Source organism: Rubrivirga aquatilis, assembly GCF_046845665.1.
Classification (GTDB): Bacteria; Bacteroidota; Rhodothermia; order Rhodothermales; family Rubricoccaceae; genus Rubrivirga.
This window is the reverse complement of record NZ_CP177355.1, coordinates 1,972,744-1,999,601: the sequence shown is the minus strand read 5'-3', so window position 1 is coordinate 1,999,601 and position 26,858 is coordinate 1,972,744. Positions and strand designations below refer to the sequence as shown.

The following is a 26,858-nucleotide window of genomic DNA, read 5'->3' as shown; positions in this document are numbered from 1 at the left end:
TGGCGCGGGCGCCTCAGTCGGCCCGCTCGCGGAGCAGGTCGAGGACAGCGGCCTCGGGTGGGCGCAGGCCGTCGGGCGTGTTGCCCGCGTTGCGGCGCCGGACGCGGTCCCGGAGGTCGCCCGCGCGGAAGGCGTCGAGCACGTCGGGGTGGACGTAGTACTGGCGGCACACGGCGGGCGTGTTGCCCAGCACACCCGCGGTCTCCTTGATAGCCGTCGTGATGCAGTCGTCCGGGTCGCTCGCGTCCTCGACCGCCGCCAGCCGCTCGGCCGCGGCGACGGTCCCGCCCCACGTCCGGAAGTCCTTCGCCGTGAACGCCTCGCCCGTCGTCTCCTGGAGGTACCCGTTGACGTGGCCACTCTCCACGTCCTGCTTGTTGCCGGCCTCGTCGTAGAACTGGAAGAGGTCGTAGCCCGGGATGTCGCGGCAGTCCTTGACGAGCCGCGCCAGCCGCGCGTCGTCGACGGTGATCGCGTGGGCCTTCCCGCTCTTGCCCACGAACGCGAACGTGACGGCCGAGCCCGCGAACGAGACGTGCTTGTCGCGGACCGTCGTGAGCCCGTACGACCCGTTCTCAGCCGCGTACTGCTCGTTCCCGACGCGCACGAGCGTCTCGTCAAGGAGCCGCACGCACAGCGCCAGCACCTTTTCGCGGCCGAGTGACCGCGCGCGCAGATCGGCCTCGACGCGCGCACGGATGCCGGGCAGGGCCTCTCCAAACCCGATCATCTTGTCGAACTTGAGGCGGTTGCGGTGGGCGGTCCAGTCGTCGTGGTAGCGGTACTGCTTGCGGCCTTTCGCGTCGCGACCGGTCGCCTGGAGGTGGCCGTTGCCCGAGGCGCAGATCCACACGTCCTCCCAGGCGGGCGGGATGACCAAGGACTCGATCCGATCCCGCGTGGTGTCGGAGACGAGTTCGCCGTCCGGCCCGTGGTACGAGAAGCCGGTCCCGCGGCCGACGCGCGTGATCCCGGGGCGAGCGTCGTCTACGTAGCGGAGGCCGGGCGGGGTGGGAGGCATCGATTCGGGAGAAGGGCCGGGAAGACTCGGCATCGTGCCGTCGGGGTCCCTTTGCGCGACGGCTCAGGCGGGCCCTGGTACGATCGCACCACGGGGATGCGCTCCGGTCTATCCAAGTTGGCCGTCACATCCCCACCCGATGCCATGCTGCGCGCCGTCCTCCTTGCCCTCGCCCTCTCCGCCCCCGTGTTCGCACAGGGCGTCCCGCTCGACCCCGAGCCCGACGAGCGGCCGACGGAGGCCCCGCGCCCGACGCCCCGCCCCGCCCCCGAGCCGACCGTCGTCCGCCCCGGGACGGCCGTCGCGCAGGCCCGCATCGACCGGGGCCCACGCCGCGTGGGCGGCCCCCGCACCGGGCTGACCATCCTGAGCCCCGGCACCGTCGACCGGATCAACGAGGCCTACGACACCGGCGACGGCGACGCGCGGATCTCACAGGACTTCCCGGTCGTGACGCAGTTCGGGTGGCAGTTCGAGAACCGCCTGTTCCAGACCGACGAGGGCCTGACCGGCCTGGCGGAGTGGGTCGTGCTGTTGGGCGGCGCCGACCGGGGCGTCTTCCTGCCGAGCCTGACGTTCCTGGCGGGGCTGCGCGCGCCGGGCGGGTTCGAGGTCGGCGTCGGGCCCAACCTGTCGCTCGGCGGCGCGGCCTACGCCATCGCGGTCGGCGCCACGACGGCCGTCGGCGAGGTCGGCATCCCGATGAACGTGGCGGTCGTGTTCGGCCAGGACGGCCCACGCGCCAGCGTGCTCGTCGGGTTCACCGTCTCGAACCGCCGCTGGTAGCGGGATCGGCGCTCGGACGGTCGCGATCACTCGGAAGCAGGACTGCAACGCTCACCCCTCTCCTTCCCGGAGCCGTCATCCTGAGCTTGCGAAGGATCTCGACGCAAGCGTGTCGGGCCATCGGCACCTAACGTCTATGCGTGAGGGCTCGCATTGGGAGCCTTCGCAAGCTCAGAGACGGTTTGGGGGAACGGCGCGGGCTCTCTAAGGCGTCCCCTCTCCACGTGGGAGAGGGGCGGGGCGAGGGCCATCAGGCGACGTCCGAGCACCGCCGTATGGATCCCCGCCTGCGCGGGGAGGACTCAGTTAAGGGGTGGTGGCTTTGTAGAACAGTTTCTCAGGATGACAAGTTGAGTGGTTCGAGCCAGGAGGTAGCGGCCCTGCTCACAGGGGACCGATGGCAGAAGAACGGCCCGAGGCGCGCGAGCGAACCCCGCGCCCTCGGCCGGGTAGCTTGCGGCCTGCCCCCCGACCCATGCCCGAGACGCCCGCCCTCCGCTTGACGAACACGCTGTCGCGCCAGCTCGAGACGATCGAGCCGGCCGCGCACGCGCCCGACGGCCGCCCGCTCCTGCGCTTCTACAGCTGCGGCCCGACGGTCTACAGCTACGCCCACGTCGGCAACTTCCGCACGTTCCTGACGGCCGACCTGCTCGTCCGCACCGCCGAGGCGCTCGGGTGGGCCGTCCGTTACGTCTCGAACGTCACCGACGTCGGCCACCTCACCGAGGACGACGTGGCCGACGCGGGGGGCGAGGACAAGATGGCCAAGGCGCTGGCGTCGAAGGAGGGCGAGGCGTTCGAGACCGTCTGGGACCTCGCGCGGCACTACACCGACGCCCTCAAACGAGACTGGGACGCGCTCGGCTTGCGCGATCCCGACATCCGCCCCCGCGCGACCGAGCACGTCCGCGAGCAGATCCTGGCCGTCCAGGCGCTGATCGCCAGCGGGCACGCGTACGAGACCGACGACGGCGTCTACTTCCACGTCCCCAGCTTCCCCGACTACGGCAAGCTGTCCGGCAACACCGACGCGGACGCGCTCGTCGAGGGCTCGCGCGAGGTCGTCCGCGACGACGGCAAGCGCGACCCGCGCGACTTCGCGCTGTGGAAGAAGGACGCCGGCCACTTGATGCAGTGGCACTCGCCGTTCACGCAGGGCGCCACCGACGGCTGGGGCTTCCCGGGCTGGCACCTCGAGTGCTCGGTGATGGCACAGAAGTACCTCGGCGACACCATCGACCTCCACGGCGGCGGCGAGGACCTGCGCTTCCCGCACCACGAGTGCGAGATCGCCCAGGCCGAGGCCATCACCGGCCAGCCGTTCTCGCGCTACTGGATGCACACCCGCTTCCTCCAGGTCGAGGGCGAGAAGATGTCCAAGAGCAAGGGCAACTTCCTGACCGTCCGCGACTTCCTGGCCGACCCCGCCGCCGGTGGCCGGGCCGACTGGGGCGCCCCGCTCGACCCGCTCGCGCTCCGGCTCGCGCTGATCTCAGGCCACTACGCGCGCCCGTTCAACCTCACGCAAAAGGGGCTCGAGGACGCCGCCAAAAACCGCAGTCGCTACGTCGACGCCCTGGCCGCCGCCCGCACGCATGCCGACGCGCCCGGCCCGGACACCTTGGCGGACCCGCTGCAAGTGGCCTACGCCGACGCGCTCGCGGCGATGGCCGACGACCTCAACACGCCCGTCGCGCTCGCGGCGGCGTACCGGGGCGCGAACCTCATCCTCGCCGACGCCCGCGACGGCGGCCTTTCCGCCGCCTCCGCCGCCAGCGCCCTCGCCTACCTCGACCGCATCGACACCCTGCTCGGCATCGTCGGCGTCTACGCCACGCCAGCGGATACCGCCAGCGACCCGGACGACGCGCTCGCGGCCGACGTCGCCCCGCTCGTCACGCAGCGAACGGAGGCGCGAGCCGCCAAGGACTGGGCCCGGGCCGACGCCATCCGCGACGAGTTGGCCGCGCTCGGCGTCGAGGTGGTCGACACGCCGAGCGGGCCCGAGTGGCGGCGGATCTAGAGCGTGCCTGGACTCCGCCTCTACCCTTGTCATCCAGAGCTTGCGAACGCAGAGCGTCGGCGTAGCCAAGGATCTCAACGCGAGCCTGCGAGTCACGACGAACGGCAGGGGAGGCGTGGGGGCCTCGCTGAGATCCCTCACGTTCGTTCGGGATGACGCTGTAGAGCGGCATGACTTCCCACAACAGTCTCTGAGCCGAGTGCGCAAACGCAGTCGAAGGGTCTCAGCCGGGCACGGCGCCGTGCTCAACTGAGATCCTTCGACTCGCTCCGCTCACTCAGGATGGCACCCCAATGTGAGCGGAGTTGGGGGAGCCGCCAGTCGCTCTATAGGACCACCGCGCGGAGCTCGGCCCAGACGCCGGCGTGGTCGCTCGGCCAGATCCCGTTGACGCGGTCGGCCGGCTCGTCGAGCACGACCTCCGCCTCGACGACGCTGTCGAAGCCGCGGTAGAACACCACGTCGATGCGTGTCTGGAGCGCCGAGACCTCGTTGCGGAGCTCGTCGTCCTGGCAGCACGTCGGCGCGGCGCCGGCCGGGACGGCGTCCGTCAGCGGGCCGGTGAGCGTCTGGTAGCTCGTCCCGTTCGCGTTGCCGTTCGAGTTGATGTCACCCACGAAGATGACAGGGCCGGTCGTGGAGGCCAGCCGCGGGAGCAGCTCGCCGGCCTGGAGCACCTGGAGCGGCTCGGCCGGGCCACCCACTTCGAGGTGCGTGTTGATGAACGTGAACGCCAGCCCGGCGACCGTCGCGTCGACCGTCTGGTAGCCGCGCACGAACGTCTGATCGACGCCCCCGACGGGCTGGGTGAGCAGCGTCTGGAACGACTGCTCGGTCGGGTTGCTGGTCGTGACGCCGGCGCGGGCCAGGATCACGTCGGCGTCCTGGTAGCGGACGTCGAAGAACGTCGCGCCATCCGTCGTGGCGGGCAGCTCCACGTCCGCGTTGTTGGAGACCGAGACGACGCGGTAGTCGCCGCCCGACGCCGCGATGGCGTCCATCAGCAGGTCGAGAAAGTCGATCGTGACCTCGGTGGCCGGGGTCGCCGCCTGGCCGGGCAGGTTGTCGCCGGGGCTCTGGATCGAGTACGTCGAGACCTCCTGCAGACCGACGAGGTCGGGCCCGACGCGGACGATCTCGGCGGCGATGGCGGCCATCCGCGACGCGGGGTCGGAGGCCGTGACGGTCCCGTAGAGCTCGGCCACGCGGACCGGGACGAGGTTCGGGTTCGGCTCGCCGGCCACCAGGAACAGGTCGGCGCCGAGGTACAGGTTCTGGGTCATCACGCGCACGTCGGCGGTCGCGCCAACGGGGTCGTCGGAGTCGCAGCCGGCAACGGTGAGGGACAGGGCGAGGAGGAGGAGCGGAAGTCGGCGCATCGGGGGGGAGGCATGTGGGACGCGCAAGATCGGTCGCCCGGCCCGCGCGCGCCTGAGCCTCTCGTACTAGCTCCGCCGTCGCGCCGGGATCGCCGGGCGCCCCCCGTGCGTGGACAGCGGGCCTCCCCCCTCCCCCCTCCGATCACCGCCCATGCCCCTCGACGCCTCCGACTACTCCGCCCTCGAGGGCGGCCTCGTGCGAATGCTCGACCGGTTGCAGGCCGAGGGCACGGCGACCAAGGACCCCGAGGTCGACCAGTTCCTCCGCGACGAGCCCAACGCGATCCTGCTCGGGCTCCTCTACGACCAGCGGGTGCTCGCGGAGACCGCCTTCGCGGGGCCCTACAAGCTGCGCCAGCGGCTCGGCCACCTCGACATGGCCCGGATCGCGGACATGGACCGCGAGGCGTTCGCGGCGGTCTTCACCGAGACCCCCGCCGTCCACCGGTTCACCAACAAGATGGTCGACACCACGCAGGCCGTCGCCCGCCGCGTCGCCGACGACTACGGCGGCGATGCGGGGCGGATCTGGGCGGACGGCGACGCGAAGGCGGTCGACAAGCGGGTCCAGGCGCTCCCCGGCTTCGGCGCCATGAAGGCGATGAAGCTGAAGTACTGCCTGTACTACTTCGGGCACCGCGACCTCAGCGAGTCGTAGACCGCCGCCGCGCCGCGTGACGGCGCCGTCGTGACGGCGCCGTCGTGACGGCGCCGTGAAGCCCCGCCCGAGACGAACCCCGGACACCCCCCCGCGTTTAGAGCGCCACCTCTGACGACCCATGCCTCACCTCGACGTCCCCTCCTGGGCTTGGGCCGCGCTCAACGGCTACGTGGTCGTCCTGCTCCTGCTGGACCTCCTCGTGTTCAACAAACGGGCGCACGAGATCAAGTGGCGGGAGGCCGCGCGGCTGTCGGCATTCTTCGTCACCGCGGCCCTTCTGGTGAACGGGGTCGTGTGGTGGGCCTACGGCACCACGGCCGGGCTCACGTTCCTGACCGGCTACCTCGTCGAGTTGTCGCTGTCGGTCGACAACCTGTTCGTGATCGCCGTCCTGTTCGGCTACTTCGCCGTCCCGCTGCGGTACCAGCACCGCGTCCTGTTCTGGGGCATCTTCGGCGCCATCGTGATGCGGGCCACAATGATCCTGCTGGGCGTCGCCCTCGTGGAGCGGTTCGACTGGGTGCTCTACATCTTCGGGGCGTTCCTCCTGCTCACCGGCTTGCGCATGTTCCGCGAGACCGACGAGGCCGCCGACGTGGGCGACAACAAGGTGCTGAGCCTGCTCCGCCGGATGCTGCCCGTCACGCGGAGCTACCACGGCGAGCACTTTTTCCTGCGCAAGCTCGGCCGGCTCTGGGTGACCCCGCTGTTCTTGGTGTTGGTGATGATCGAGTTGACCGACGTGGTGTTCGCCGTCGACTCGATCCCGGCCATCCTGGGCGTCACGACGGACCCGTTCCTGGCCTACAGCTCCAACATCATGGCCGTCGTCGGGCTGCGGGCGCTGTACTTCCTGCTGGCGGGCGTCATCGAGCGGATCCGCTACCTCCACATCGGGCTGGGCGCGGTGCTGGTGTTCATCGGGGCGAAGATGCTGCTGGAGCCGCTCGGCGTCCACATGCCGACGTGGCTCTCGCTGATCGTGGTCGTGACCTGCATCTCGACGGCCGCCGCCGTCTCGTGGGCCGCCGACGTCCGCGAGCGCCGCGCGATCGACCGGATCCCGCCGCCGCCCGGGACGCCCACGCCCGGCGGCGATGGGCAAGCGGCGGAGACCCCGCCCATCGCCCGCCCGGCGGATCCGGGCTGAGTCGGGGCCAGAGGCCGGTGGCGCTCCACCCGCCTCGTCGCGAGCCGCGCTCCCGAAGCCCCGACCGGTCCTCAGGCTACACGTCCACGACGAACACGTGGGACAGGTGGCCCGTGCGGGTCGAGACGTGCGCGCGCCCTGTCGGCCCCCGGCCCGTTCGCATCGTGGTCGAGAGCGCCGTCGTGCCCGGACGGTCGCCGGGGCCCGTCGTGACGGTGCGCGTCTGGCCCGGCGCGTTGGGGTCGTACACGGCGAGCGTGGCCACGAGCGGTCCCCGGCGGTCGATGCCGAAGACGACGGCCTGGTGGAGCGCGAACGGGTCCGGCGCGTCGCCGACCAGGCCGAGGACCACGGGGCGGCCCTCGCCGAGGCGGGCCGCGATGGCGTCGAGTTCGCGTTCGAGGGCGTCGGCGAAGGGGCCTTGCTCCCCGGCACGCAGGGCGCGGAGCCACCACGCGGTGAACGTCGGCAGCGACGCGCGCAACGTCATCTCCTGCCGCTTGCGCAAGAGCGCCCGCATCGGCTCGGGTGCCAGGTCGGCGGTCGGCGTGCCCCGGCTCGGCCACCGCTCGACGGCCGCGAGCGCCATCCCACCGCACAGCCCGAAGGACGGCCACCGGCGGGCGACGGCGCGGACGAGGCCGTCGCCCCACCCGAACCGGCCGAGGGCGGCCCCGGCGGCCAGTCCGGCGAGGCCGCCCCGCGCGCCACTGGCGGCTCCGCCAAGCGCGGCCCCGAGCGCGACGGGCACCGACGACACGCCGCGCAGACGTCGCGCCAGCAGGCCGAGGTCGTCGTCGGTCCACACGAACGAGTTCCGGAAGGCGAACCCGTCGCGGGCAGGGTCGAAGTCGAGATGGAGGGCGGGCATCGGGATCGGGAGGCGGCGCCGCAGGTACGAGCGCGCGCGCCCGGAGGTCCGGCCGAATGGCCCACCCACTTCCGGCGGCGGGGAGCCGGTCTCCCCGTACTTTCGGCCCCGCGCCCCCGTTGGGCTCGCACTCCCATGCTGCATCCTATCCTCCCCCTCGTTCTCGCGTCGCTCCTGGGCTGGGGCCTGCTCGGCGACCTCTTCGGTGGGTCCGACGAGGTCCGCTCGCCCGCCCGCGACGCCCTCGCCGCCCAGGTCGAGGCGCGGCTGGCGCACCCGGCGCAGCACCCCGCGCTCGCCACCGTCTACGACGCGCCCCGGCTCGTGTGGGCGAGCGCCAGCGACCGGGCGGTCGTGGCCGACCTGCTGGCGGGCATCGCGTCCGACGGCGTCTCGGCGACGGACACGCGCGCCGACGCGGTCCCGGCCTTGCGACGCGCGCTCGCTCGAGCCGAGCGCCGGTGGGCCGCCCTCGACGGGGAGGCTCGCGACACGCTGGCCGACCCCCGCCCCGCCCGTCTGGCCGCGCTCGATGTCGCCATGAGCGATGCCCTCCTGCGCGCTGGCGACGCGCTTCGGGGCCGCCGGACCGACCCGACGCGCCTGTACACGCACTCGTGGTTCCCCGTGGCCCGCGACTCGACCGGCGCGCTCTTCGGCTCGCTTGCGGACGCCATGCGCGCCGGCGACCCGGCCGAGACGGCCCGCGCGCTCGACGGCTTGCGCCCGCCGCACGATGGCTACCGCCGCCTGCGCACGCGGCTGGCGGCGCTCAGCGCCGACCTCGCGCCCGTCCCCGATGGTGCCACACTCTTGCCCGGCGAGCGCTCCGTCCGCGTCCCCCACGTCCGCGACCGGCTGGCGGCGTGGGGCTACGTCCGCCCCGACACGCTCGACGCCTGGGCGCGCCCCGACGCCTACGTCTTCGACGACTCGCTGGCGGTCGCCCTGGGCCGCTTCCGTGCCGACCACGGGCTCGGCCCCGACACCGTCCTCGACGCCGCCGCGACGGACGCCCTCAACACCGACCTCGCGCCCGTCCGCCAGACGATCGCCCTCAACCTGGAGCGCTGGCGCTGGATGGCCGACGACCTGGGCGACCACTTCGTCTGGGTGAACCTGCCCGCCTTCGAGCTCCGCGTCGTCCAGCGCGACAGCGCGGCGGGGCTGGGCGCGCCCTATGAGGAGCGGCTTCGGATGCCCGTCAACATCGGCAACGCGATGACGGCCGGGTGGACGACGCCGATCATCACCGATTCCATCCACACCGTCGAGTTCCAGCCCGCGTGGTACGTGCCGCGCTCGCTGGCCGCTTCGAATGTCTTCCCAATGGCCGTCGCCGACAGCCTGGCGCTGTGGCGGGCCGGCTTCGAGGTGTACCGCAACGGCGCCGCCGTCGACAGCCGACTTGTGCCGTGGGATTCGGTCTCCGTCGGCGAGTTCCGCTTTGTACAGCGTCCGGGCCCCGGGAATCCCCTCGGGCGCGTCAAGTTCTTGATGCACAACCCGTACGCGATCCTGATCCACGACACCAACAAGCGGCACACGTTCGACGACGGCGCCGGCTCGTCGATGTCGAGCGGCTGCGTGCAGGCCGGGGCGCCGGACAAGCTCGCCGAGTACCTGCTGACGACCGTCAACGGCTGGGAGCCTGGGCAGGCCGAGGCGGCGTGGCGGCGGGGGCCCCGGCGCGGCGTCGGGCTGAACCGGCCGTTCCTGAGTCACTTCACCTACTTCACGGCCGTCGCCGAGCCCGACGGCCGCCTGCGGATGCTCGCCGATCCCTACGGGTATGACCCGAGACTCGCGATGGCGCTCGGCCTGGACGAGACGGCAGACGACGACGGACCTCCGACCGGGTAACTACGATGCGCACGCTCTTCCTCTTCGCCCTGCTGGCGACCACCGCCAGCGCCCAAACGGCGCCCGAGGCGGGCCGATGCGACGCGGGCGACGCGATGCCGACGCCGTTCCCGGCCGAGCCCGGCGCCGCCGAGACCACCGCCGAACTGTCCGGGCCGGAGCCGGTGCCGATGCCCAACCTCTGCGGTGCGCCCGTCGTCGTCGCGCTCCGCGACGGCACCGCCCCGTCTAACGTGCGGACCTGGAAGCGCCCCCTCCCGACGGGCGACATTGACCAACTCCGCCAGCGCTACGACCTCTTCCGTGAGCGGACCGCCCCGGACATGCTCTTGCGCCTCGACCCACTCGCTCCGAGCTCCGACCGCTTCTTACGGGACGTCGAGCCCTTCGAGCTCCGCGACCGCTGGATCCCCTACCCTGACCTCCACGCGCCGGATCGGCTGATCCTCCGGCCCGACCTGTTCCCGCAGGGCACGCAGGCCCTCCCGCCGGTTGCCCCGCCCGCCGGACGCGAGTAGTTTGCCTACATGACGCCGACCGCGCTCCATACCGTCTGCCCCTGGTGGCACCCCACACACACAGTGGGCGGACGGCCTGTGGCCTGACGCGATCGCGCCTTCCGTAGCGAGCCCACTGTTCAGCCGAGCAGGGGGCTTTTTTTATGCGGTCCCCCGTTCTCAGCCGTCGGTTCTCGGTTTCCCGCCCCGCCGCCCCCTACTCTTCCCCACCCGCTCTCACCACCCCACCGTGACCCTCACCGAGTTCGAGACGATCGTGCGCGAGCAGCTCCCGGCCGACGGCCGGCGGCTGGCGGTCCCGGTCTACGTCCGCCGCTCGGCCGACCTGCTGACGCCGGTCTCGGCGTTCCTGGCGTTGCGCGAGGCCGGCCAGTTCGGGTTCCTGCTGGAATCCGTCGAGGGGGGCGAGCGGCTGGGGCGGTACTCGTTCTTGGGCAAGAGCCCCTACCTGGTCGTCGAGAGCCGAGGCGCACGGACGCGGCTCCACCGTCCCGCCGGCGGCTACTCCGGCGACGGCGCGCCGCACGAGATCGAGCCCGTCGAGGGCAACACGTTCGAGGTGCTCGACCGAGTCCTGGCCGAGACCGAGCAGGCGGTCGTCGAGGGCCTGCCGCGCCTGACCGCCGGCGCCGTCGGGTTCGTGGGCTACGACGCCGTCCGCCAGCTCGAAGCGCTCCCCCCCGGCCCGCCCGACGTGCTCGGCCTGCCCGACGGCGTCTGGGGCTTCTACGACACCATCGCCGCCTTCGACCACGTCCGCCACCAGTTGGTATTGATGGCGACCGTCTTCGTCCACGCCGACTCGGACTTGCGGGAGCTGTACGCGCTGGCGACCGAGCGGCTGGTGGAGTTGGAGGACGATCTGCTGCAGGGCGGCATCCCCGGCGAGCCCGTGCGGCTGCTGGCAGTGGAGCCCGCGTCGTCCGTGGAGCGTGCCGACTACGAGGCGGCCGTCCGGCGCGGGAAGCAGTACATCGTCAACGGCGACGTCTTCCAGGTCGTTCTCAGCCAGCGGTTCGCGATGCCGTTCGCGGGCGACCGCTTCAACCTGTACCGCGCGCTCCGACAGGTCAACCCGAGCCCCTACCTCTTCTACATCGACGTCGACGGCCTCGACGTGCCCGGAGCCGACTTCGCGCTCGTCGGCTCCTCGCCCGAGGTGCTCACCCGAGTCGACCCGCGCGGGCCGGACCGCCGAGCCCTCGTGCTCCCCATCGCCGGGACGCGCCGCCGGGGCGACAACGAGGCCGAGGACTCGGCGAATGAGGCCGACCTGCTGGCGGACCCCAAGGAGCGGGCCGAGCACCTGATGCTGGTCGACCTCGGCCGCAACGACCTCGGCCGCGTGTCCGAGGTGGGGAGCGTCACCGTCGACCGGTACGCCGAGATCGAGCGGTTCAGCCACGTCATGCACATCGTGTCCTCGGTGAGCGGCGCCGTGGCCGACCGGCCCGCCGCGAGCGTGCTGGCGGCGTGCTTCCCGGCCGGGACGGTCTCCGGCGCGCCCAAGGTGCGGGCGATGGAGATCATCGACGAGCTCGAGCCGGTCCGCCGGGGCCCCTACGCGGGCGCCGTCGGCTACGCCGGCTTCGACGGCGCGCTCGACACCTGCATCGCCATCCGCACGATGGTCGTCAAAGACGGCACGGCCTACGTCCAGGCCGGCGCGGGCGTCGTCGCCGACTCGGACCCCGCCGCCGAGTACGAGGAGACGAAAGCCAAGGCCGCCGCCCTCTTCGCCGCCATGCGTTCCGCCACGTCCGACCTGCTGTGAGGGCAAGGGGCATGGGAGAAGAGGCAAGGGGCTTCTTCTTCCCGCCCCTTCCCGCCTGCCCCTTCCCGCTTCCCCCGACCCCATGTTTCCTGCCTTCCGCCCGCTCCTCAACAAAGGCGGCGCCGGCCGCTACATCTCCCGCGCGGAGAGCGCCGAGCGCCTGCTGCCCATCGCCGACCGGCACCTCGACCTGCTCGATACCTACACGGCTGCGATGGCCGACTTCCCCGACGGCCCTGGCCGCATCCGCCTGGACGCGATGATGCCGTATCTGCGGACGGAGGTGGCCAAGATCTCTGAGACGATCCTGAGCCTGGGCGTCGCGCCCCCGACCGGCGCCGGCCGTGGCCCCATCGTCCCGACGACCGGCGACGCTCGCGCCCGCGTCGCCGCCCTTCTCGACGTCGAGAAGGACTTCGGCGACGCGCTCACCGAAGAGGTCGACGTCGTCCACCACCACGAGCGGACGCGCGCCATCCTCAACCACAACGCCGAGGCCTCGGCCGCTCGCATCGACCTGCTGCGCGGCATCGCCGCCGACCTCCCGCGGTAGAAGAGACGAGAGAAGAGGCACAGAGGAGAAGAGGAACGGACCGGGCTGACGCGTCGGCCGCCCGCTCCCGCTCCCCCCATCCTCCTCTTCTCCTCCCCTCCTCTTCTCTTCTTTTCTCCCCATGTCTTCCCCTGTCCTCGTCTCCGGCATCCAGCCGTCCGGGACGCTCCACCTCGGCAACTACCTCGGCGCGATCCGCCAGAACGTGGCGCTGGCGAACGCCGCCGCTGCGCCCGAGGACGCGTACCTGTTCATCGTCGACTATCACGCGCTGACAACGCTGCGCGATCCGGAGGCGCTGCGCCGGTACACGCTCGACGTGGCCCTCGATTACCTCGCGCTGGGCCTCGACCCCGACAAGGCCAACCTGTTCGTCCAGTCCGACGTGCCGGCGCTGGCGGAGCTGACGTGGATCTTCCTGTGCCTGACGCCCGCCTCGCAGCTTGAGAAGGGCGTCTCGTACAAGGACAAGGTGGCCCAGGGCCTGAGCGCCAACGGCGGGCTGCTGACGTACCCCATCCTGCAGGCCGCCGACATCCTGGCCTACTCCACCCCGGAGCGCGAGCTGATCGTGCCCGTCGGCGCCGACCAGAAGCAGAACCTCGAGATCAGCCGCGACACGGCTGCCCGCTTTAACCAGGCGTACCGGCCCGAGAATCCGCTCTTCCCGATCGCCGAGCCGCTCATCCTGGACGAGGTCGCCGTCATCCCCGGCGTCGACGGCCGCAAGATGTCGAAGAGCTACGGCAACACGATCGGCATCTTCGACGAGGGCAAGGCCCTCAAGAAAAAGGTGATGTCGATCCTCTCCGACTCGACGCCGCTGGAGGCCCCCAAGGATCCCGAGGGCGACGCCACGTTCGCGCTCATCCGCCACTTCGCGACGGACGATGAGCGCGCCGAGATCGCCGCGTCGTACCGGGCGGGCGGCTACGGGTACGGCCACGCCAAGAAGGCGTTGCTCGGGATGATCGACCGGGCGTTCGGCGGCGCCCGTGAGCGCCGCCGCGAGCTGGCGGCCCGCCCCGAGCGCGTCCGCGAGATCCTCGCCGCTGGCGCCGACGCCGCCCGCCAGCGGTCTTCGGAGGTGATGCGCGAAGTCCGCGACGCCGTCGGCTTCCTCAACTAGTCCCCGCCCCTGTGATCCTCGTCATCGACAACTACGACTCGTTCACGTACAACCTGGTCCACCTAGTGGCCGGGGTGACGGACGCGGTGCGCGTGGTCCGCAACGACGAGATCGGGCTCGACGAGATCGCCGAACTGGCGCCGGCCGGCGTGCTGATCTCGCCCGGCCCCGGCCGCCCGGACGCGGCGGGCGTCAGCGAGGCCGTCATCGAGCGGTTCGGCGAGGGTACCCCGATCCTGGGCGTGTGCCTGGGCCACCAAGCGATTGGCGAGGTCTTCGGCGGCCGCGTCGTCCACGCGCCGACGCTGATGCACGGCAAGACGTCGCGCGTCCACCACGACGGCCGGACGGTCTTCGACGGCGTCGAGCAAGACTTCGTCGCCACGCGCTACCACTCGCTGGTCCTCGACCGCGCCAGCCTGCCCCACGTGCTCGAGGTCTCAGCCGAGACCGCCGACGGCGTCGTGATGGCCCTCCGCCACCGCGAGCGCCCCATCGAGGGCGTCCAGTTCCACCCCGAGTCGATCCTGACGACGGAGGGGCCGCGGCTCGTCCGCAACTGGGTGCTCTCGACGTTGGACCGTGCGGGGTTGAAGGTGGAAGATTCGCAGTCTGGGGCGGCATGAGCACGTTCCAGCGGTTCGAGGACATTGAGGCGTGGCAGCTCGGGCGGGAGCTGACACAGCGCGTCTATGCGTCGAGCCGAGAGGGCGCGTTTGCCCGCGACTTCGCTCTTCGCGACCAGATCCGCCGAGCGGCCATCTCCATCACCTCCAACATCGCGGAGGGCTTCGAACGCCACACCCGCACCGAGTTCTGCCGCTTTCTCGACATCGCCAAGGCGTCAGCGCTAGCGCCCCTGGCTTTCAACATTCCACGTTCCAACATTCCACTCAGATGACAACCTTGAAGCCAATCTTGCAAGCCGTCGCCGAGGGCGAGACGCTGACCGAGGCGCAGGCCGCCTCCGCGATGCACGTCATGCTCTCCGGCGACGCCGACCCGGCCCAGGTGGCGGGGCTCCTGATGGGCCTACGCTCGCGCGGCGAGACGCTCGACGAGCTCACCGGCTTCACGCGCGTCATGCGGGAGTTCGCCATCCCCGTCGAGACCGGCGACCTCGATCCGATCGACCTGTGCGGGACCGGCGGCGACCACTCGGGCTCGTTCAACATCTCGACGGCCGCCAGCTTCGTAGCCGCAGGCGCGGGCGTGCCCGTCGCCAAGCACGGCAACAAGGGCGTGTCTTCGTCGAGCGGCTCGGCCGACGTGCTGTCCGCGCTCGGCGTCCGCGCCGACCTCGACGCCGAGGCCGCGGCGCAGTGCTTGCGCGAAGCCGGGATCGCGTTCCTGTTCGCGCCTCAGTTCCACCCCGCGCTGAAGCACGTCGGCCCCGTCCGCCGCGCGCTCGGCGTCCGGACCTTCTTCAACATCCTGGGGCCGCTGTGCAACCCGGCCGGCGTCAAGCGCCAGCTCGTCGGCGCGTTCTCGGACCCGGTCGCCAAGATGATGGCGCGGATCCTGATGCGGCTCGGCAGCGAGCACGTCGTGGTGGTCTACGCGCACGACGGGCTGGACGAACTCTCGACCACGAGCCCGACAACGATCTATCAGACCGGCAGCCACGCGTACGACGGTGGGCTCTTGGAGCAAGAGGTCGTGCCCGAGCGGTTTGGGCTGGCACGCGTGTCCGCGGCGGCGCTCCAGGGCGGGACGCCCGAGGAGAACGCCGAGATCGTGCGCGGCGTGCTGTCCGGGACCGGCGGCCCCCAGGCCGACATCGTGCTCTTGAACGCCGCCTACGCCCTGCTCGCGTCGGCCGACTTTGGCGACCTCGACGACTGCTTGATCGCCGCTCGCGAGAGCGTCGCGTCCGGCGCCGCTCTCGCCAAGCTGGACGCGCTCGTCGCCGTGTCCAGCGACCTCGCCGCAGCGTAATGGCGACCATCCTCGACACCATTCTCGACGACACGCGCGCGCTCGTCGCCGAGCGCAAGGCGGTCGTGCCCGCCGCCGCGCTGATGCGGCGCTCGGCCTTCCACGCGCCGACGCTGTCGCTGGCGCGCGCGCTCCGCCGCCCCGACGGGCCCGCCTTTATCGCCGAGTGCAAGCGCGCCAGCCCCTCTGAGGGGACTATCCGCGCCGAGTACCACCCGGCCGAGATCGCGCGGAGCTACAAGAACGCCGCCGCCGCCGCCATCTCGATCCTGACCGAGCCGACGCACTTTGGCGGCTCCCTCGACGATCTGGTGACGGTCCGCCAATCGGTCGATCTCCCCGTCTTGCGCAAGGACTTCGTCGTCGACGCGTACCAGCTCATCGAGGCCCGCGCCTACGGGGCCGACGCCGTGCTGCTGATCGCCGCCGCCCTCGACCCGGCCCAGCTCTCGGACCTGCTGGCGCACGCGCGCGAGCTGGGGCTGGGCGTGCTCGTCGAGGTCCACGACCCGGCCGAGGTGGACGCCCTCGACCTCGACGCCGTCGACGTGCTGGGCGTCAACAGCCGCGACCTTCGGACGTTCGACGTGGACCTCGGCCGCGCTGAGCGCGTGTTCTCGACGCTGCCGGAGCGCATCGTCCGCGTCGCCGAGAGCGGGATCCGGACGCCCGAGGACGCCGCCCGCTTGCGCGCCGCCGGCGCCGACGCCTTCCTCGTCGGCACCCACTTTATGCGCCAGCTCGACCCCGGACGGGCGCTCGCGACGTTGCGCCGCGAGACCGCGCTCGCGTTGGCCTCTGGCTCCGTGGAACGTGAGAACGTGGAAGGGTGAACGTGGGGTTGAGACCCACGCTCGGCTTCGCCTCCCAAACGACCAACCTTCAACTTTCAACCCTTCAACGTTGAACGCCACCAAAGTCAAAATCTGCGGCATCACCCAGCTCCACGACGCCCGGACGGCGGCGGTCGCCGGGGCCGACTTCCTCGGCTTCATCCAGCACCCCGAGAGCCCGCGCTACGTCAAACCCGACGTGGCCCAGGAGATCATCGGCTGGGTGCGCGGACCCGAGCCGGTCGGCGTGTTCGTCAACGAGAGCGCCGAGACGGTCAACGAGGTCTGTGCGCGCGTCGGGTTCACGCTCGCCCAGCTCCACGGCCACGAGCCGCCCGAGGTCTGCGCGGCCGTCGACGTGCCCGTCATCAAGGCCATCTCCGTGCAGCACGACGCCTCGACCGAGCAGGTCCACGCCCTCGTTGAGCCCTACCTCGACGTCGTCGACTTCATCTTGCTCGACACACACCACACGAGCCTGTGGGGCGGGACCGGCGAGAGCTTCAACTGGCGCGTCGCGCGCGAGCTGGCGGGCGAGGTCGACCTGTTCCTGGCCGGCGGGATCTCTGCCGACAACGTCGCCCAAGCGATTGACACCATGCGGCCGTACGCCGTCGACCTGTCGTCGTCGGTCGAGGCGTCGCCGGGCGTCAAGGACCTCGACAAGCTGGACGCCTTTTTCGCCGCCTTCCACGCCGCCGCCGCCGCCGACTGATCCGATGACCACCGACACGCTCCCCACGCCCACCCTCCCCGACGCCCGCGGTCGCTTCGGCGACTTTGGCGGCGCGTTCGTGCCCGAGATCCTGCACCCCGTGCTCGCGGCGGTCCGCCAGGCGTGGGACGACGCCAAGGACGACCCCGAGTACCAGGCCGAGTACCGGCGCCTGCTCCGTGACTACGTCGGCCGCCCGACGCCGCTCACCCGCCTCGACCGGCTGACCGAGCGGCTCGGCGGGGCCACGATCTGGGCCAAGCGCGAGGACCTCTGCCACACGGGCGCGCACAAGATCAACTCGGCCCTCGGGCAGGTCCTGCTGGCGCAGCGGATGGGCAAGCGGCGGATCATCGCCGAGACCGGCGCCGGGCAGCACGGCGTCGCGACCGCGACCGCGTGCGCCCTCTTCGGCGTCGAGTGCGTCGTCTACATGGGCGCCGAGGACATCGAGCGCCAGCACCTCAACGTCCAGCGGATGCGCTTGCTCGGGGCGACGGTCCGCGCGGCGACGAGCGGGAGCCAGACGCTCAAGGACGCCACCAACGAGGCGTTCCGCGACTGGGTCTCGAACCCGTCCGACACCTACTACATCATCGGCTCGGCGATCGGCCCGCACCCGTACCCCATGATGGTCCGCGACCTCCACCGCGTGATCGGCGAGGAGACGCGCGCGCAGCTCGCCGAGCACACCGGCTCGGAGACGCCCGACGCGATCGTGGCGTGCGTCGGCGGCGGGTCGAACGCGATCGGCATCTGGGCGCCGTTCTTCGGGGACGCCGACGTGCGACTGATCGGCGTCGAGGCCGCGGGCGAGGGGCTCGACGGCCGCCACGCGGCGACGCTGACACGCGGCGAGCCCGCCGTCTTCCACGGCACGCTGACGAAGCTGCTCCAAGACGCCGACGGCCAGGTCGAGATCGCCCACTCCATCTCGGCCGGGCTCGACTACCCCGGCGTCGGGCCCGAGCACGCGCACCACGCGAGCACCGGCCGCGTGGAGGTCCGAACGGCGACCGACGCCGAAGCTCTCGCGGGAGTGTCGCTGCTGAGCGCGACCGAGGGCATCATCCCGGCGCTCGAGACCGCGCACGCCGTCGCCGTGCTGCCGGACCTCGCGCGCGAGATCGGCGCGGGCGGCACGCTCGTCTTCAACTGCTCCGGGAGAGGCGACAAGGACATGGCGACCATCTCGGCCCACCTCGACGCTGGCGACCTCGACGCAGGATGACCTGGACGCGCCCCGACGGATACGTCGCCAGCGACGACCCCGCCCGCCTCGACCTCGACGCGGTGTGGGCGTACCTGACGCGCTCGTACTGGTCGCCGGGCGTGCCCCGGGCGGTCGTCGCGCGAGCCGCAGCCGAGTCGCTGGCGGTCGGCCTCTACGCGCCAGCGGGCAAGCAGATCGGCTATGCCCGCGTCGTCTCCGACCGCGCCACGTTCGCCTACGTCTGCGACGTCTACGTCCTTGACGAGCACCAGGGGCAAGGGCTCGGGCGGTGGCTCATGGAGTGCCTCCTCGCGCACCCCGACCTCCAGGGCCTGCGCCGCTGGCTTCTCACGACGCAAGACGCCCACACCTTTTACGAGGGGCTCGGCTTCGAGCGCTGCCCCTTCCCCGAGCGGTTCATGACCATCGACCGCCCCGGCCTCTACGCGCGCGGCGCGTGAGCCTCGTCCCCCCTTCCCCGTCCCCCGTGCCCCCTCTCCGCTTGCGCGCCCACCTCGACCGTCTCCGCCAGCGCGGCGAGCCGGCGATGGGCCTCTTCCTGACCGCCGGCTTCCCGTCGCCCGCTGCGACGCTCGACGTGCTCCGCGCCGTCGACGAGGCCGGCGCCGACTTCGTGGAGCTCGGGATGCCGTTCTCGGATCCGGTCGCCGAGGGCCTGCCGATCCAGCAGGCGTCCGAGCGCGCGCTCGCGCAGGGGGCCACGATGGCCGGGACGTTCGAGACCGCCGCCGCCTTTCGCAAGGACTCGGACACGCCCGTCGTGCTGATGGGCTACGCGAATCCCGTCTTTCGCTACGGCGTGAGCGACTTCTGCGCCGACGCCGCGTCTTCGGGCGTAGACGGCCTCATCCTCCCCGACCTCCCGCCCGAGGAGTCCGAGGAGTTGGAGGCCGCCGCCGCCGCTCACTCCCTCTCGGTCACGCATCTTATCGCTCCCAACACCGCCGACGACCGGGTTGCCCTTGTTGACGCCCGCTCGACCGGGTTCGTCTACGCTGTGAGCGTGACGGGCCTGACGGGCTCCGGCTTGGGCGCCGTCGACGCGACGGACGCGTACCTCGAACGCGCGCGGTCGCTTGTCGAACAGCCCCTCCTCGTCGGCTTCGGGATCTCGACGCACGCCGACGCCGCCCGCCTCGGTGCCCACACCGACGGGTTCATCGTCGGGAGCGCGCTGATCCGGCAGGCGGAAGCCCTGTGGGACGACCCAGACCTCACCGATTCCGCACGCCGCACCCGCATCGCCGACTGGGCCCACCAGTTGAAGACGGGTCGGGACCGCTCCCCTCGCCCATGAAACCGCTCGTTCTCCCGCTCCTCGCCCTCGCCGTCCTCGCGGGCTGCGAGTCCGTCACGCCGCCCGCGCCGACCGCCCGGGGCAATGGCGAGGAGATCATCGTCGCGACCGACTCAGCGACGTGGGCCGGGCCCGTCGGCGACGCGCTCCGCGAGACGCTCGGCCAGCCGATCGCCACGCTGCCCAGCAACCAGGGCGCGTTCCGCATCCGCTTCCAGCCGCTGACGAACCGCTTTTTTGAGGCGCTCAAGATCCAGCCCAACCTGGTCTTTGCCGCCCCAATTGATACCGAGGGCGCGATCGGTGACTTCTTGAGGTCCCGCGTCGGCGAGCAGAACCTGGCCTCCGTGCGCGCCGGCCAGACGGCCGCGATCAACCTGCGCGACGACCTGTGGGCGCGTGAGCAGTTGGTGACCGTCGCCACGGCCGCCAGCGACTCGCTGCTGGCGTCGCAGATCCGCGCGCGCGGGCCGGAGCTCCGGCGCCGCTACCAAGAGCTGGCGCGCCGACGGACCGGCACCGAGATGTTCTCTCGCTTGCGCCAGACCGACGTCGAGGCGGACCTGTTCGAGCGCCACGGCTTTGCGGTCGGCATCCAGCACGACTACGTCCCGGTGCAGGACACGACCGTCACCGTCGCTGGCCGGACCGGCACGTTCATCCGCTTCCGCCGCGTGCTCTCCGACACCTGGCGCGACTTTTTCGTCTTCCAGCAGGACGGCGTCGCGGCGCTCCCGCCCGAGGACGAGGTGGACGACGTGACGAACGGCCTGTTGGAGATGTTCGCCCTCGGCTCCTACGACGGCTCGTTCGTCCAGCTCGACGACCAGCGGCCGATGGAGCGCGACACGACCTCCGTCGGCGTCCGCCCGGCGCGCGAGCAGCGCGGCTTCTGGTACATGACCGAGGACGTGATGGGCGGCTCGTACGTCCGCTACACCATCGTCGACGAGGCGACGGACCGCCTGTTCGTCTACTACGGGATGACGTTCGCCCCCGACCGCACGCTTGACAAGCGCAAGCTGCTCCGCCAGATGGAGGCCATCGCCTTCACCCTGCAGACGGAGCCCACCCCCGACGACTGACCCGCCGGCGTCACCCGCCGGCTTCCTTCCAGACTTCCCCCCCCTTCCCCCCGATGTCCACCCAGACCGCCCCCACCGACACCGCGACCGACGAGGCCGCCCCGACGAACGTCTTGCGCCTGGGCCTGCCCAAGGGCAGCCTGCAGGAGTCCACGTTCGACCTCTTGGAAAAGGCCGGCTACGGCTTCTCCGTCCGCTCGCGCAGCTACTTCCCGTCCATCGACGACGACGAGCTGACGGCGATGCTGGTCCGCGCCCAGGAGATGGGCAAGTACGTCGCCGACGGCGTGTTCGACGCCGGCATCACCGGGCTCGACTGGATCGCCGAGACCGGCGCCGACGTGCACGTGGTCGCCGACCTGATCTACTCGAAGGCCTCGATGCGGCCCGTCCGCTGGGTGCTGGCGGTCCCGGAGGACTCCGACATCCACTCGGTTCAGGACCTGGAGGGCAAGCGGATCGCGACCGAGGTCGTCGGCCTCACCGAGCGCTGGCTCGCCGAGCACGGCGTGACGGCCGACGTCGAGTTCTCGTGGGGCGCGACCGAGGTGAAGGCCCCGGACCTCGTCGACGCCATCGTCGAGGTGACCGAGACGGGCAACTCGCTCCGCGCCAACAAGCTGCGGATCGTCGACGTGCTGCTGAGTTCGAACACCCAGCTCGTCGCCAACAAGGCGGCGTGGCAGGACCCGTGGAAGCGCGAGAAGATCGAGAACCTCGCGCTCCTGCTCGAGGGCGCCATCCGCGCCGAGGGCAAGGTGGGCCTCAAGCTCAACGTCCGCCGCGAGGAGCTCAAGGCGATCGTGGAGACGTTGCCCGCGCTCCGCAACCCGACGATCTCGCCGCTCTTCTCGGACGAGTGGGTCGCCGTCGAGACGATCATCGAGGAGCGCCAGGTCCGCAAGCTGATCCCGGAGCTCAAGCGGCTCGGCGCCGAGGGGATCATCGAGTACCCGCTCAACAAGATGATTCCGTAGCTGGCAACGCACGGGGCGGGGGGCCGACCCTCGCCCCCGCTGCGAGCACCTATTCCTGCGTGATGTCGCAGACGCCGTCGATGGGCTCGAAACGGTGCAGAAAGACGAGGAGCCGGTTGACGCCGCCGGTCTCCTCGGCGTCGAGCCGAAGGACCGGATAGGTCAGGCTCAACGACGGCGTGAGGTACAGCGTGGCCGACGGCGTGGGCGGGCGGGGCAGCCGGGCTTCACCGTACGCGTCGAGCGGAACAGCCGTGGCTTCCATCCACCCGATGCGTGCGCCGTCGAGCGGGGTCCACTTCGACTCCTCCACACAGGCGGGTTCATGGTACACCACGACACGCACGGAGTCTCGGGCAGGGAGGTCGTACCCCGACCCTAGGGCCGCATACTTCACCGCCGCAAAGGGACCAGCGGCTGCGCCTATTCGAAATGGGGAGTCGGCTTGTCGGGGGCCCGAGCACCCGACGAGGAGGACGAGGGCCAGGGCCGGGTGTAGGCCGTGGACAGTGAAGCGCCGAGCGACGGTCATACAGACAGGCGTTGAAGAGGGCTGGCGTTCGCGGCATGATATCGCGTCCCCGCCGCCGCTCTCCACCGGACGGGCCCGTTGGGGAGTCCGACGGGGACGCGAGCGACCCGGCGGACGGCATGGGTACCTTCCAGATCTGCCTCTCCCCTCGCTTCGCCCCGCCATGCCCCGCCTCCTCGACCTCTGCTTCGGCCGCTCCGGCGACAAGGGCGACGCCGTCAACGTCGGCTTGATCGCGCGCGACCCGGCGCACTACGACTGGCTCCGCGAGACCGTCACCGCGGATGTCGTCAAAGAGCACTTTGGGCCGCGCTGCACCGGCGAGGTCGAGCGTTTCGAGCTGCCGAACCTGTCGGCGCTCAACTTCATGCTCCACGGGGCGCTCGGCGGCGGCGGGACGGTCTCGCTCAAGCTCGACGCCCAGGGCAAGACGTACGCCGCACACCTCTTGCGGCTCGAGGTCGACGGCCCGGACGCCGCGTGAGGCGGCTGGCGCTGGCCGGGCTGGCGCTGCTGGCGGGCTGCGCGCCGTCGGAGCCCGAGCGGCCCGAGCCCGACCCGGCGCTCGTCGACGCGCTCGTCGAGCTCCACCTCGCCGACGCCGTCGCCGCGCTCGACTCGACCGCCAGCCCCACGTTCGCCGACAGCGTGCGCGCCGTCGCGCTCGCGGCGCACGGCCTGGACTCCGCCGCGCTCGCGGCCCGGCTCGACGCGCTCGCCGACGACCCCGGGATGGTGCAGGTGACGTACGAGGCGCTCGGGGCCCGCATTCTGGCCGAGCGCGAGGGCCGGACGCCGCCGGAGGAGTGAGGGTGGAGAATGGCCGCGAGCCGGATCGACGGAGCCGCCGTCGTCTATCCTCCCCCGTCCCCTCTCCCCTTCTATGTCCGCGCCCCAGGCCGTCCAGGTGTTCACCACCGGCGGCACCATCGACAAGGAGTACTTCGACGCCAAAAGCGCGTATGAGATCGGCGAGCCCCAGATCGGCGGGCTCTTCGTCGAGGCCGGCGTCACGTTCCCGTATGCCGTCGAGGCGCTGATGCGCAAGGACAGCCTGGAGCTGACCGACGCCGACCGCCGGCACATCGCCGAGCGCGTGGTCGCCGTCGACGCGCGGTGCGTCATCGTCACGCACGGGACCGACACGATGGCCGAGACGGCGCGCGTGGTGGCCCGGGCGCTCACGGAAGCCGGGTCGGACACGACGGCCGTGTTCGTGGGCTCGCTCGCGCCGGCCCGCTTCAAGGCCAGCGACGCCGAGTTCAACGTCGGCTTCGCGGCGGCCGCCGTACAGACGCTTCCGCCCGGTGCGTACGTTGCCATGAACGGACGCGTCTTCGACCCGTTCGCCGTCCGTAAGGACCGCGAACGCAACCGATTCGAGGCGGTCCCGTCCCACGGCTAGCCCCCCGCACGCTCTCACTCTCCACCCTCCCCTGCACATGACCCGCTTGTCTCTCCCCGGCGCCCTCGCGCTGGCCCTCTTCGCTGCCGGCTGCTCCAGTTCCATGGGCGCCATGACCAACGACACCGGCGGTGGCATGGACGACATGGCCATGGCCGCCGCCTGCGTCGACGGCGCCGCGACGGCCGGCGACATGACGTTCGAGTGCTCGAACGTCGACCTCGTCGCCCACATCCCGCTCGCCGCCTTCGACACCGACCAGCTCAACGACATCTGGGGATGGACGGACCCCCAGACCGGCAAGGAGTACGCGCTCGTCGGCCTGGCCGACGGGACGGAGTTCATCGACATCTCCAACCCGTCGATGCCCGTCATGCTCGGCAAGCTGCCCACGCAGACCGTCTCGACCGTCTGGCGCGACATCAAGGTCTACCAGGACCACGCGTTCATCGTCTCCGAGGCGCGCGACCACGGCATGCAGATCTTCGACCTGACGCGCTTGCGGGGCCTGACATCCGATCAGGGCACGTTCGAGGCCGACGCCCACTACGACCAAGTCACGAACGTCCACAACATCGTGATCAACGAGGACTCCGGCTACGCCTACGCGGTCGGCTCCGGCTCGCGCGGCGACGACCTCCCCGCCGAGTGCGGCGCGCCGGGCTTCCACGTGATCAACATCCAGGACCCCAAAAACCCCGAGTTCGTCAACTGCTTCTCGGACGCCGCCAAAGACGTCGGCCCGGTCTCGGCGCCCGGCTACACGCACGACGCCCAGTGCATCAACTACGACGGCCCGGACGAGGACTACGTCGGCAGCGAGATCTGCGTCGGCTCCAACGAGGACGTGGTCACCTTCTTCGACGTGACCGACAAGATGAACGTCCGCGTCATCTCGATGGCCGCCTACCCGCAGGACGCCTACACGCACCAGGGCTGGTTCACTGAGGACCGCCGCGCGTTCATGGCCAACGACGAGCTCGACGAGACGAACGGCTTCGTCAGCACCCAGCGGACGATGCTCTTCAACGTCGAGAACCTCGACGAGCCGGAGTTCATCGGCATCTACGACTCGGGCCTCACGACGATCGACCACAACCTCTACGTGGTCGGGACCCTGAGCTTCCAGAGCAACTACCACTCCGGGCTCCGCATCATCGACCACTCGGACGTGCTGAACGGCAACCTCACCGAGGTCGGCTACTTCGACACCTACCCGGACGCCACGGAGATCAGCTTCGGCGGCCAGTGGAGCAACTACCCCTACTTCGAGAGCGGCCTCGTCGTCGCCAGCGACTCGAACACGGGCTTCTTCGTGCTCCGCCCGCGCGGCGCGGCCATGGCGGCGGGCCTGTAGGCCTGGCCCGGCTGGCGGCTCCGCCAGCGATGCCTTTGCGGGGGCCTCGGCACAGCGCCGGGGCCCCCGCTCTCTTTTTGCCCCGGCGGCGGCTGAACGCGGCCGTGCGCGGGGCGTACCCTTCCGACCCACTGTCCCCCTGCCGATGCCGTTTCGTTTCTCGCTCGTCGCCCTCGCGGCACTCCTCGTTGCTGTTTCCGCCGAGGCCCAGACGCCGCGCGCGGCCTGCCAGAATGGCGTCGCCACGCTCGCGGATGTCGGCGCCTTCCCGTGCGACCGTGTCGATCTGGTCGGCTACCTCTCCGTCGGCTCGTTCGCCACGCCCGGGTCGCCGGCTGCAGATGGCAACAACGACATCTGGGGATGGACCGACCCGCAGACCGGCGTCGAGTACGCGCTCGCCGGGACGTACAACGGGCTCGGGATCGTCGACCTGTCCGACCCGGCCTTCCCGCGCTTGGTGGGCAAGATCCCGACGGCGAATGAGCTGAACCCCGTCTGGCGCGACGTGAAGGTATACGCCGACCACGCGTTCATCGTCGCCGACGCCGCCCGCGACCACGGCGTCCAGATCTTCGACCTGAATCGGCTTCGCAGCCTGTCCGGCGACGCGGTCACGCTCCAACCCGACGCGGTCTACACGGGCATCCGCTCGGCCCACAACATCGTGATCAACGAGGCGAGCGGGTTCGCCTACGCGGTCGGCTTCCGGTACCCGTCGGGCGAGCGGGCCAGCCTCGGGCTCCCGCCATCGTGCGACCTACCGGGCTTCCACGCGATCGACGTCCGGGACCCGAAAAACCCGGTCTTCGCCGGCTGCTTCTCGGACGCGGCGCTGGAGACGGGCCCCCGGAGCCGCGGCTACACGCACGACGCGCAGTGCTTGATCTACAGCGGTCCCGACACGGACCACACCGGCAAGGAGCTCTGCTTCGGCGCCAACGAGGACGTGGTGACCGTGTTCGACGTGACCGACAAGGCGAACGTCCAGATCCTCTCGCAGGCCGCGTACCCCAACTTCTCGTACACGCACCAGGGCTGGCTGACGACCGATCAGCGCTACTTCATGACCGATGACGAGTTGGACGAAATCAACGGGCTCACGCCGAGCCAGCGGAGCCTGGTGATCGACTTCCAAGACCTCGACGACCCGGAGTTCGCGTTCGCGTACAACTCGGGGATCACGACGATCGACCACAACCAGTACGTCCGGGGCGACTACGCATACCAGAGCAACTACGAGTCGGGCCTGCGCATCGTGGACCTCCGACAGATCGACGGGGGCCAGCTCACGGAGGCGGCGTTCTTCGACACCTACCCCGACAGCGATGTGGTCTCGTTCAACGGGCAGTGGAGCAACTACCCGTACTTCGAGAGCGGGCTCGTGATCGCAAACGACGACACGTACGGCCTGTTCGTGCTCCGCCCCGACCCCGCCGTGCTCGTTGCGAGCGGCGAGGGCCCGGACCTCCCCCAGGGCTACACGCTGACGGCGCCCCGCCCGAACCCGGCCGCCGGCGTCTCTCGCCTGTCGCTCACCGTCGACACGGCGCAGACCGTCGTGGCCGGGCTCTACGATGTGGCCGGGCGCCTGGTGGCCGACTTGTATAGCGGGCCCGTTTCCTCCAACGGACCGCTCACCCTCGCCGTCGACGCCGCCTCCGTCCCAGCTGGGGTCTACATCGTGCGCATCGTCGGCGATCGGTTCGAGACGTCACGCCGCGTGGTGCTGACTCGGTAACCTGCTGCGCTGG

Annotated in this window: 28 protein-coding genes; 24 read left to right on the top strand and 4 right to left on the bottom strand. The window is 71.0% G+C overall.

The genetic code is table 11. The features are described 5' to 3' along the window. Positions 1-13: 13 nt before the first annotated feature. Positions 14-1,021 carry a DNA topoisomerase IB gene (locus ACLII4_RS08615; protein WP_412070496.1) on the bottom strand — a complete coding sequence of 336 codons (1,008 nt, stop codon included), beginning with the start codon at positions 1,019-1,021 and terminating at the stop codon, positions 14-16. Between the two features lie 144 nt (positions 1,022-1,165). On the opposite strand from ACLII4_RS08615, the gene ACLII4_RS08610 reads away from it, so the two are divergent. Then, positions 1,166-1,807, top strand: coding sequence for a hypothetical protein (locus ACLII4_RS08610; protein WP_412070495.1), 642 nt, complete (start codon positions 1,166-1,168; stop codon positions 1,805-1,807). A gap of 475 nt (positions 1,808-2,282) precedes the next feature. Then, entirely contained in the window at positions 2,283-3,833 is a 1,551-nt protein-coding gene (gene cysS, locus ACLII4_RS08605; RefSeq protein ID WP_412070494.1) for a cysteine--tRNA ligase, read from the top strand. 326 nt (positions 3,834-4,159) lie between these two features. On the opposite strand, the gene ACLII4_RS08600 is transcribed toward cysS, so the two are convergent. After that, entirely contained in the window at positions 4,160-5,212 is a 1,053-nt protein-coding gene (locus tag ACLII4_RS08600; protein ID WP_412070493.1) for an endonuclease/exonuclease/phosphatase family protein, read from the bottom strand. A gap of 151 nt (positions 5,213-5,363) precedes the next feature. On the opposite strand from ACLII4_RS08600, the gene ACLII4_RS08595 reads away from it, so the two are divergent. Together ACLII4_RS08595 and ACLII4_RS08590 are read left to right on the top strand one after the other, a co-directional pair. Further along, positions 5,364-5,870 (top strand): hypothetical protein, encoded by a 507-nt coding sequence (locus ACLII4_RS08595; RefSeq protein WP_412070492.1) that lies wholly within the window; start codon positions 5,364-5,366, stop codon positions 5,868-5,870. A gap of 121 nt (positions 5,871-5,991) precedes the next feature. Continuing rightward, a complete protein-coding gene (locus ACLII4_RS08590; protein ID WP_412070491.1) occupies positions 5,992-7,023 on the top strand; it encodes a TerC family protein in 1,032 nt (343 codons plus the stop codon). Positions 7,024-7,099: 76 nt separating this feature from the next. Here ACLII4_RS08590 and ACLII4_RS08585 read toward each other — a convergent pair whose 3' ends face one another. Continuing rightward, entirely contained in the window at positions 7,100-7,894 is a 795-nt protein-coding gene (locus tag ACLII4_RS08585) for a hypothetical protein (protein ID WP_412070490.1), read from the bottom strand. A gap of 135 nt (positions 7,895-8,029) precedes the next feature. Here ACLII4_RS08585 and ACLII4_RS08580 point away from each other — a divergent pair, with 135 nt between their 5' ends. From ACLII4_RS08580 to hisG, 15 genes are all read left to right on the top strand, one after another. After that, on the top strand, positions 8,030-9,757 hold the full coding sequence (locus ACLII4_RS08580; RefSeq protein ID WP_412070489.1) for a L,D-transpeptidase family protein: 1,728 nt from the start codon (positions 8,030-8,032) through the stop codon (positions 9,755-9,757). A 5-nt stretch (positions 9,758-9,762) separates the two neighbouring features. Then, positions 9,763-10,275: a hypothetical protein gene (locus tag ACLII4_RS08575; protein ID WP_412070488.1), complete on the top strand. Its 513-nt coding sequence runs from the start codon at positions 9,763-9,765 to the stop codon at positions 10,273-10,275. Positions 10,276-10,504: 229 nt separating this feature from the next. Further along, positions 10,505-12,049 (top strand): anthranilate synthase component I family protein, encoded by a 1,545-nt coding sequence (locus ACLII4_RS08570; RefSeq protein ID WP_412070487.1) that lies wholly within the window; start codon positions 10,505-10,507, stop codon positions 12,047-12,049. A gap of 82 nt (positions 12,050-12,131) precedes the next feature. Further along, complete coding sequence (locus ACLII4_RS08565; RefSeq protein ID WP_412070486.1) at positions 12,132-12,602, top strand: hypothetical protein; 471 nt, start codon at positions 12,132-12,134, stop codon at positions 12,600-12,602. 121 nt (positions 12,603-12,723) lie between these two features. Continuing rightward, positions 12,724-13,731, top strand: a complete 1,008-nt coding sequence (gene trpS, locus ACLII4_RS08560; protein WP_412070485.1) for a tryptophan--tRNA ligase — start codon at positions 12,724-12,726, stop codon at positions 13,729-13,731. Between the two features lie 11 nt (positions 13,732-13,742). After that, on the top strand, positions 13,743-14,357 hold the full coding sequence (locus ACLII4_RS08555; RefSeq protein ID WP_412070484.1) for an anthranilate synthase component II: 615 nt from the start codon (positions 13,743-13,745) through the stop codon (positions 14,355-14,357). Next, positions 14,354-14,632, top strand: a complete 279-nt coding sequence (locus tag ACLII4_RS08550; protein ID WP_412070483.1) for a four helix bundle protein — start codon at positions 14,354-14,356, stop codon at positions 14,630-14,632. The genes ACLII4_RS08555 and ACLII4_RS08550 overlap by 4 nt, the downstream gene beginning before the upstream one ends. After that, complete coding sequence (gene trpD, locus ACLII4_RS08545) at positions 14,629-15,669, top strand: anthranilate phosphoribosyltransferase (protein ID WP_412070482.1); 1,041 nt, start codon at positions 14,629-14,631, stop codon at positions 15,667-15,669. The genes ACLII4_RS08550 and trpD overlap by 4 nt, the downstream gene beginning before the upstream one ends. Beyond that, positions 15,669-16,502, top strand: coding sequence for an indole-3-glycerol phosphate synthase TrpC (gene trpC / locus ACLII4_RS08540; protein WP_412070481.1), 834 nt, complete (start codon positions 15,669-15,671; stop codon positions 16,500-16,502). The genes trpD and trpC overlap by 1 nt, the downstream gene beginning before the upstream one ends. 70 nt (positions 16,503-16,572) lie before the next feature. Further along, positions 16,573-17,217 (top strand): phosphoribosylanthranilate isomerase, encoded by a 645-nt coding sequence (locus ACLII4_RS08535; RefSeq protein ID WP_412070480.1) that lies wholly within the window; start codon positions 16,573-16,575, stop codon positions 17,215-17,217. Between the two features lie 4 nt (positions 17,218-17,221). Next, positions 17,222-18,448 carry a tryptophan synthase subunit beta gene (gene trpB / locus ACLII4_RS08530; RefSeq protein ID WP_412070479.1) on the top strand — a complete coding sequence of 409 codons (1,227 nt, stop codon included), beginning with the start codon at positions 17,222-17,224 and terminating at the stop codon, positions 18,446-18,448. Then, positions 18,445-18,891 (top strand): GNAT family N-acetyltransferase, encoded by a 447-nt coding sequence (locus ACLII4_RS08525; RefSeq protein WP_412070478.1) that lies wholly within the window; start codon positions 18,445-18,447, stop codon positions 18,889-18,891. Before trpB ends, ACLII4_RS08525 begins: the two co-directional genes overlap by 4 nt. Before the next feature lie 26 nt (positions 18,892-18,917). Continuing rightward, on the top strand, positions 18,918-19,748 hold the full coding sequence (gene trpA, locus ACLII4_RS08520; RefSeq protein ID WP_412070477.1) for a tryptophan synthase subunit alpha: 831 nt from the start codon (positions 18,918-18,920) through the stop codon (positions 19,746-19,748). Next, the gene (locus tag ACLII4_RS08515) at positions 19,745-20,833 is read left to right on the top strand and encodes a DUF4837 family protein (RefSeq protein ID WP_412070476.1); all 1,089 of its coding nucleotides are present in this window, start codon (positions 19,745-19,747) and stop codon (positions 20,831-20,833) included. The genes trpA and ACLII4_RS08515 overlap by 4 nt, the downstream gene beginning before the upstream one ends. A gap of 53 nt (positions 20,834-20,886) precedes the next feature. Further along, positions 20,887-21,810 carry an ATP phosphoribosyltransferase gene (gene hisG / locus ACLII4_RS08510; RefSeq protein WP_412070475.1) on the top strand — a complete coding sequence of 308 codons (924 nt, stop codon included), beginning with the start codon at positions 20,887-20,889 and terminating at the stop codon, positions 21,808-21,810. 49 nt (positions 21,811-21,859) lie between these two features. Here hisG and ACLII4_RS08505 read toward each other — a convergent pair whose 3' ends face one another. Continuing rightward, entirely contained in the window at positions 21,860-22,156 is a 297-nt protein-coding gene (locus ACLII4_RS08505; protein ID WP_412070474.1) for a hypothetical protein, read from the bottom strand. Positions 22,157-22,505: 349 nt separating this feature from the next. Here ACLII4_RS08505 and ACLII4_RS08500 point away from each other — a divergent pair, with 349 nt between their 5' ends. The 5 genes from ACLII4_RS08500 (at position 22,506) to ACLII4_RS08480 (ending at position 26,845) form a co-directional block, all read left to right on the top strand. Continuing rightward, positions 22,506-22,826: a hypothetical protein gene (locus ACLII4_RS08500; RefSeq protein WP_412062500.1), complete on the top strand. Its 321-nt coding sequence runs from the start codon at positions 22,506-22,508 to the stop codon at positions 22,824-22,826. Further along, complete coding sequence (locus ACLII4_RS08495) at positions 22,823-23,152, top strand: DUF4296 domain-containing protein (protein ID WP_412070473.1); 330 nt, start codon at positions 22,823-22,825, stop codon at positions 23,150-23,152. The genes ACLII4_RS08500 and ACLII4_RS08495 overlap by 4 nt, the downstream gene beginning before the upstream one ends. A gap of 73 nt (positions 23,153-23,225) precedes the next feature. After that, on the top strand, positions 23,226-23,747 hold the full coding sequence (locus ACLII4_RS08490) for an asparaginase domain-containing protein (RefSeq protein ID WP_412070472.1): 522 nt from the start codon (positions 23,226-23,228) through the stop codon (positions 23,745-23,747). A gap of 37 nt (positions 23,748-23,784) precedes the next feature. Then, positions 23,785-25,104 carry a choice-of-anchor B family protein gene (locus ACLII4_RS08485; RefSeq protein ID WP_412070471.1) on the top strand — a complete coding sequence of 440 codons (1,320 nt, stop codon included), beginning with the start codon at positions 23,785-23,787 and terminating at the stop codon, positions 25,102-25,104. Between the two features lie 145 nt (positions 25,105-25,249). Continuing rightward, entirely contained in the window at positions 25,250-26,845 is a 1,596-nt protein-coding gene (locus tag ACLII4_RS08480) for a choice-of-anchor B family protein (protein WP_412070470.1), read from the top strand. Positions 26,846-26,858 lie beyond the last annotated feature (13 nt).

Bases quoted from the DNA above. Each gene is read 5' to 3' on its own strand.
- ACLII4_RS08480 (WP_412070470.1), top strand. From the start codon at position 25,250: ATGCCGTTTCGTTTCTCGCTCGTCGCCCTCGCGGCACTCCTCGTTGCT.
- trpC (WP_412070481.1), top strand. From the start codon at position 15,669: ATGGCGACCATCCTCGACACCATTCTCGACGACACGCGCGCGCTCGTC.
- ACLII4_RS08515 (WP_412070476.1), top strand. From the start codon at position 19,745: ATGAAACCGCTCGTTCTCCCGCTCCTCGCCCTCGCCGTCCTCGCGGGC.
- ACLII4_RS08525 (WP_412070478.1), top strand. From the start codon at position 18,445: ATGACCTGGACGCGCCCCGACGGATACGTCGCCAGCGACGACCCCGCC.
- trpB (WP_412070479.1), top strand. From the start codon at position 17,222: ATGACCACCGACACGCTCCCCACGCCCACCCTCCCCGACGCCCGCGGT.
- ACLII4_RS08585 (WP_412070490.1), bottom strand. From the start codon at position 7,894: ATGCCCGCCCTCCATCTCGACTTCGACCCTGCCCGCGACGGGTTCGCC.
- ACLII4_RS08590 (WP_412070491.1), top strand. From the start codon at position 5,992: ATGCCTCACCTCGACGTCCCCTCCTGGGCTTGGGCCGCGCTCAACGGC.
- ACLII4_RS08575 (WP_412070488.1), top strand. From the start codon at position 9,763: ATGCGCACGCTCTTCCTCTTCGCCCTGCTGGCGACCACCGCCAGCGCC.
- ACLII4_RS08580 (WP_412070489.1), top strand. From the start codon at position 8,030: ATGCTGCATCCTATCCTCCCCCTCGTTCTCGCGTCGCTCCTGGGCTGG.
- ACLII4_RS08485 (WP_412070471.1), top strand. From the start codon at position 23,785: ATGACCCGCTTGTCTCTCCCCGGCGCCCTCGCGCTGGCCCTCTTCGCT.
- ACLII4_RS08565 (WP_412070486.1), top strand. From the start codon at position 12,132: ATGTTTCCTGCCTTCCGCCCGCTCCTCAACAAAGGCGGCGCCGGCCGC.
- trpS (WP_412070485.1), top strand. From the start codon at position 12,724: ATGTCTTCCCCTGTCCTCGTCTCCGGCATCCAGCCGTCCGGGACGCTC.
- ACLII4_RS08595 (WP_412070492.1), top strand. From the start codon at position 5,364: ATGCCCCTCGACGCCTCCGACTACTCCGCCCTCGAGGGCGGCCTCGTG.
- hisG (WP_412070475.1), top strand. From the start codon at position 20,887: ATGTCCACCCAGACCGCCCCCACCGACACCGCGACCGACGAGGCCGCC.
- trpD (WP_412070482.1), top strand. From the start codon at position 14,629: ATGACAACCTTGAAGCCAATCTTGCAAGCCGTCGCCGAGGGCGAGACG.
- ACLII4_RS08500 (WP_412062500.1), top strand. From the start codon at position 22,506: ATGCCCCGCCTCCTCGACCTCTGCTTCGGCCGCTCCGGCGACAAGGGC.
- ACLII4_RS08615 (WP_412070496.1), bottom strand. From the start codon at position 1,021: ATGCCTCCCACCCCGCCCGGCCTCCGCTACGTAGACGACGCTCGCCCC.
- ACLII4_RS08600 (WP_412070493.1), bottom strand. From the start codon at position 5,212: ATGCGCCGACTTCCGCTCCTCCTCCTCGCCCTGTCCCTCACCGTTGCC.
- cysS (WP_412070494.1), top strand. From the start codon at position 2,283: ATGCCCGAGACGCCCGCCCTCCGCTTGACGAACACGCTGTCGCGCCAG.
- ACLII4_RS08550 (WP_412070483.1), top strand. From the start codon at position 14,354: ATGAGCACGTTCCAGCGGTTCGAGGACATTGAGGCGTGGCAGCTCGGG.
- ACLII4_RS08490 (WP_412070472.1), top strand. From the start codon at position 23,226: ATGTCCGCGCCCCAGGCCGTCCAGGTGTTCACCACCGGCGGCACCATC.
- ACLII4_RS08610 (WP_412070495.1), top strand. From the start codon at position 1,166: ATGCTGCGCGCCGTCCTCCTTGCCCTCGCCCTCTCCGCCCCCGTGTTC.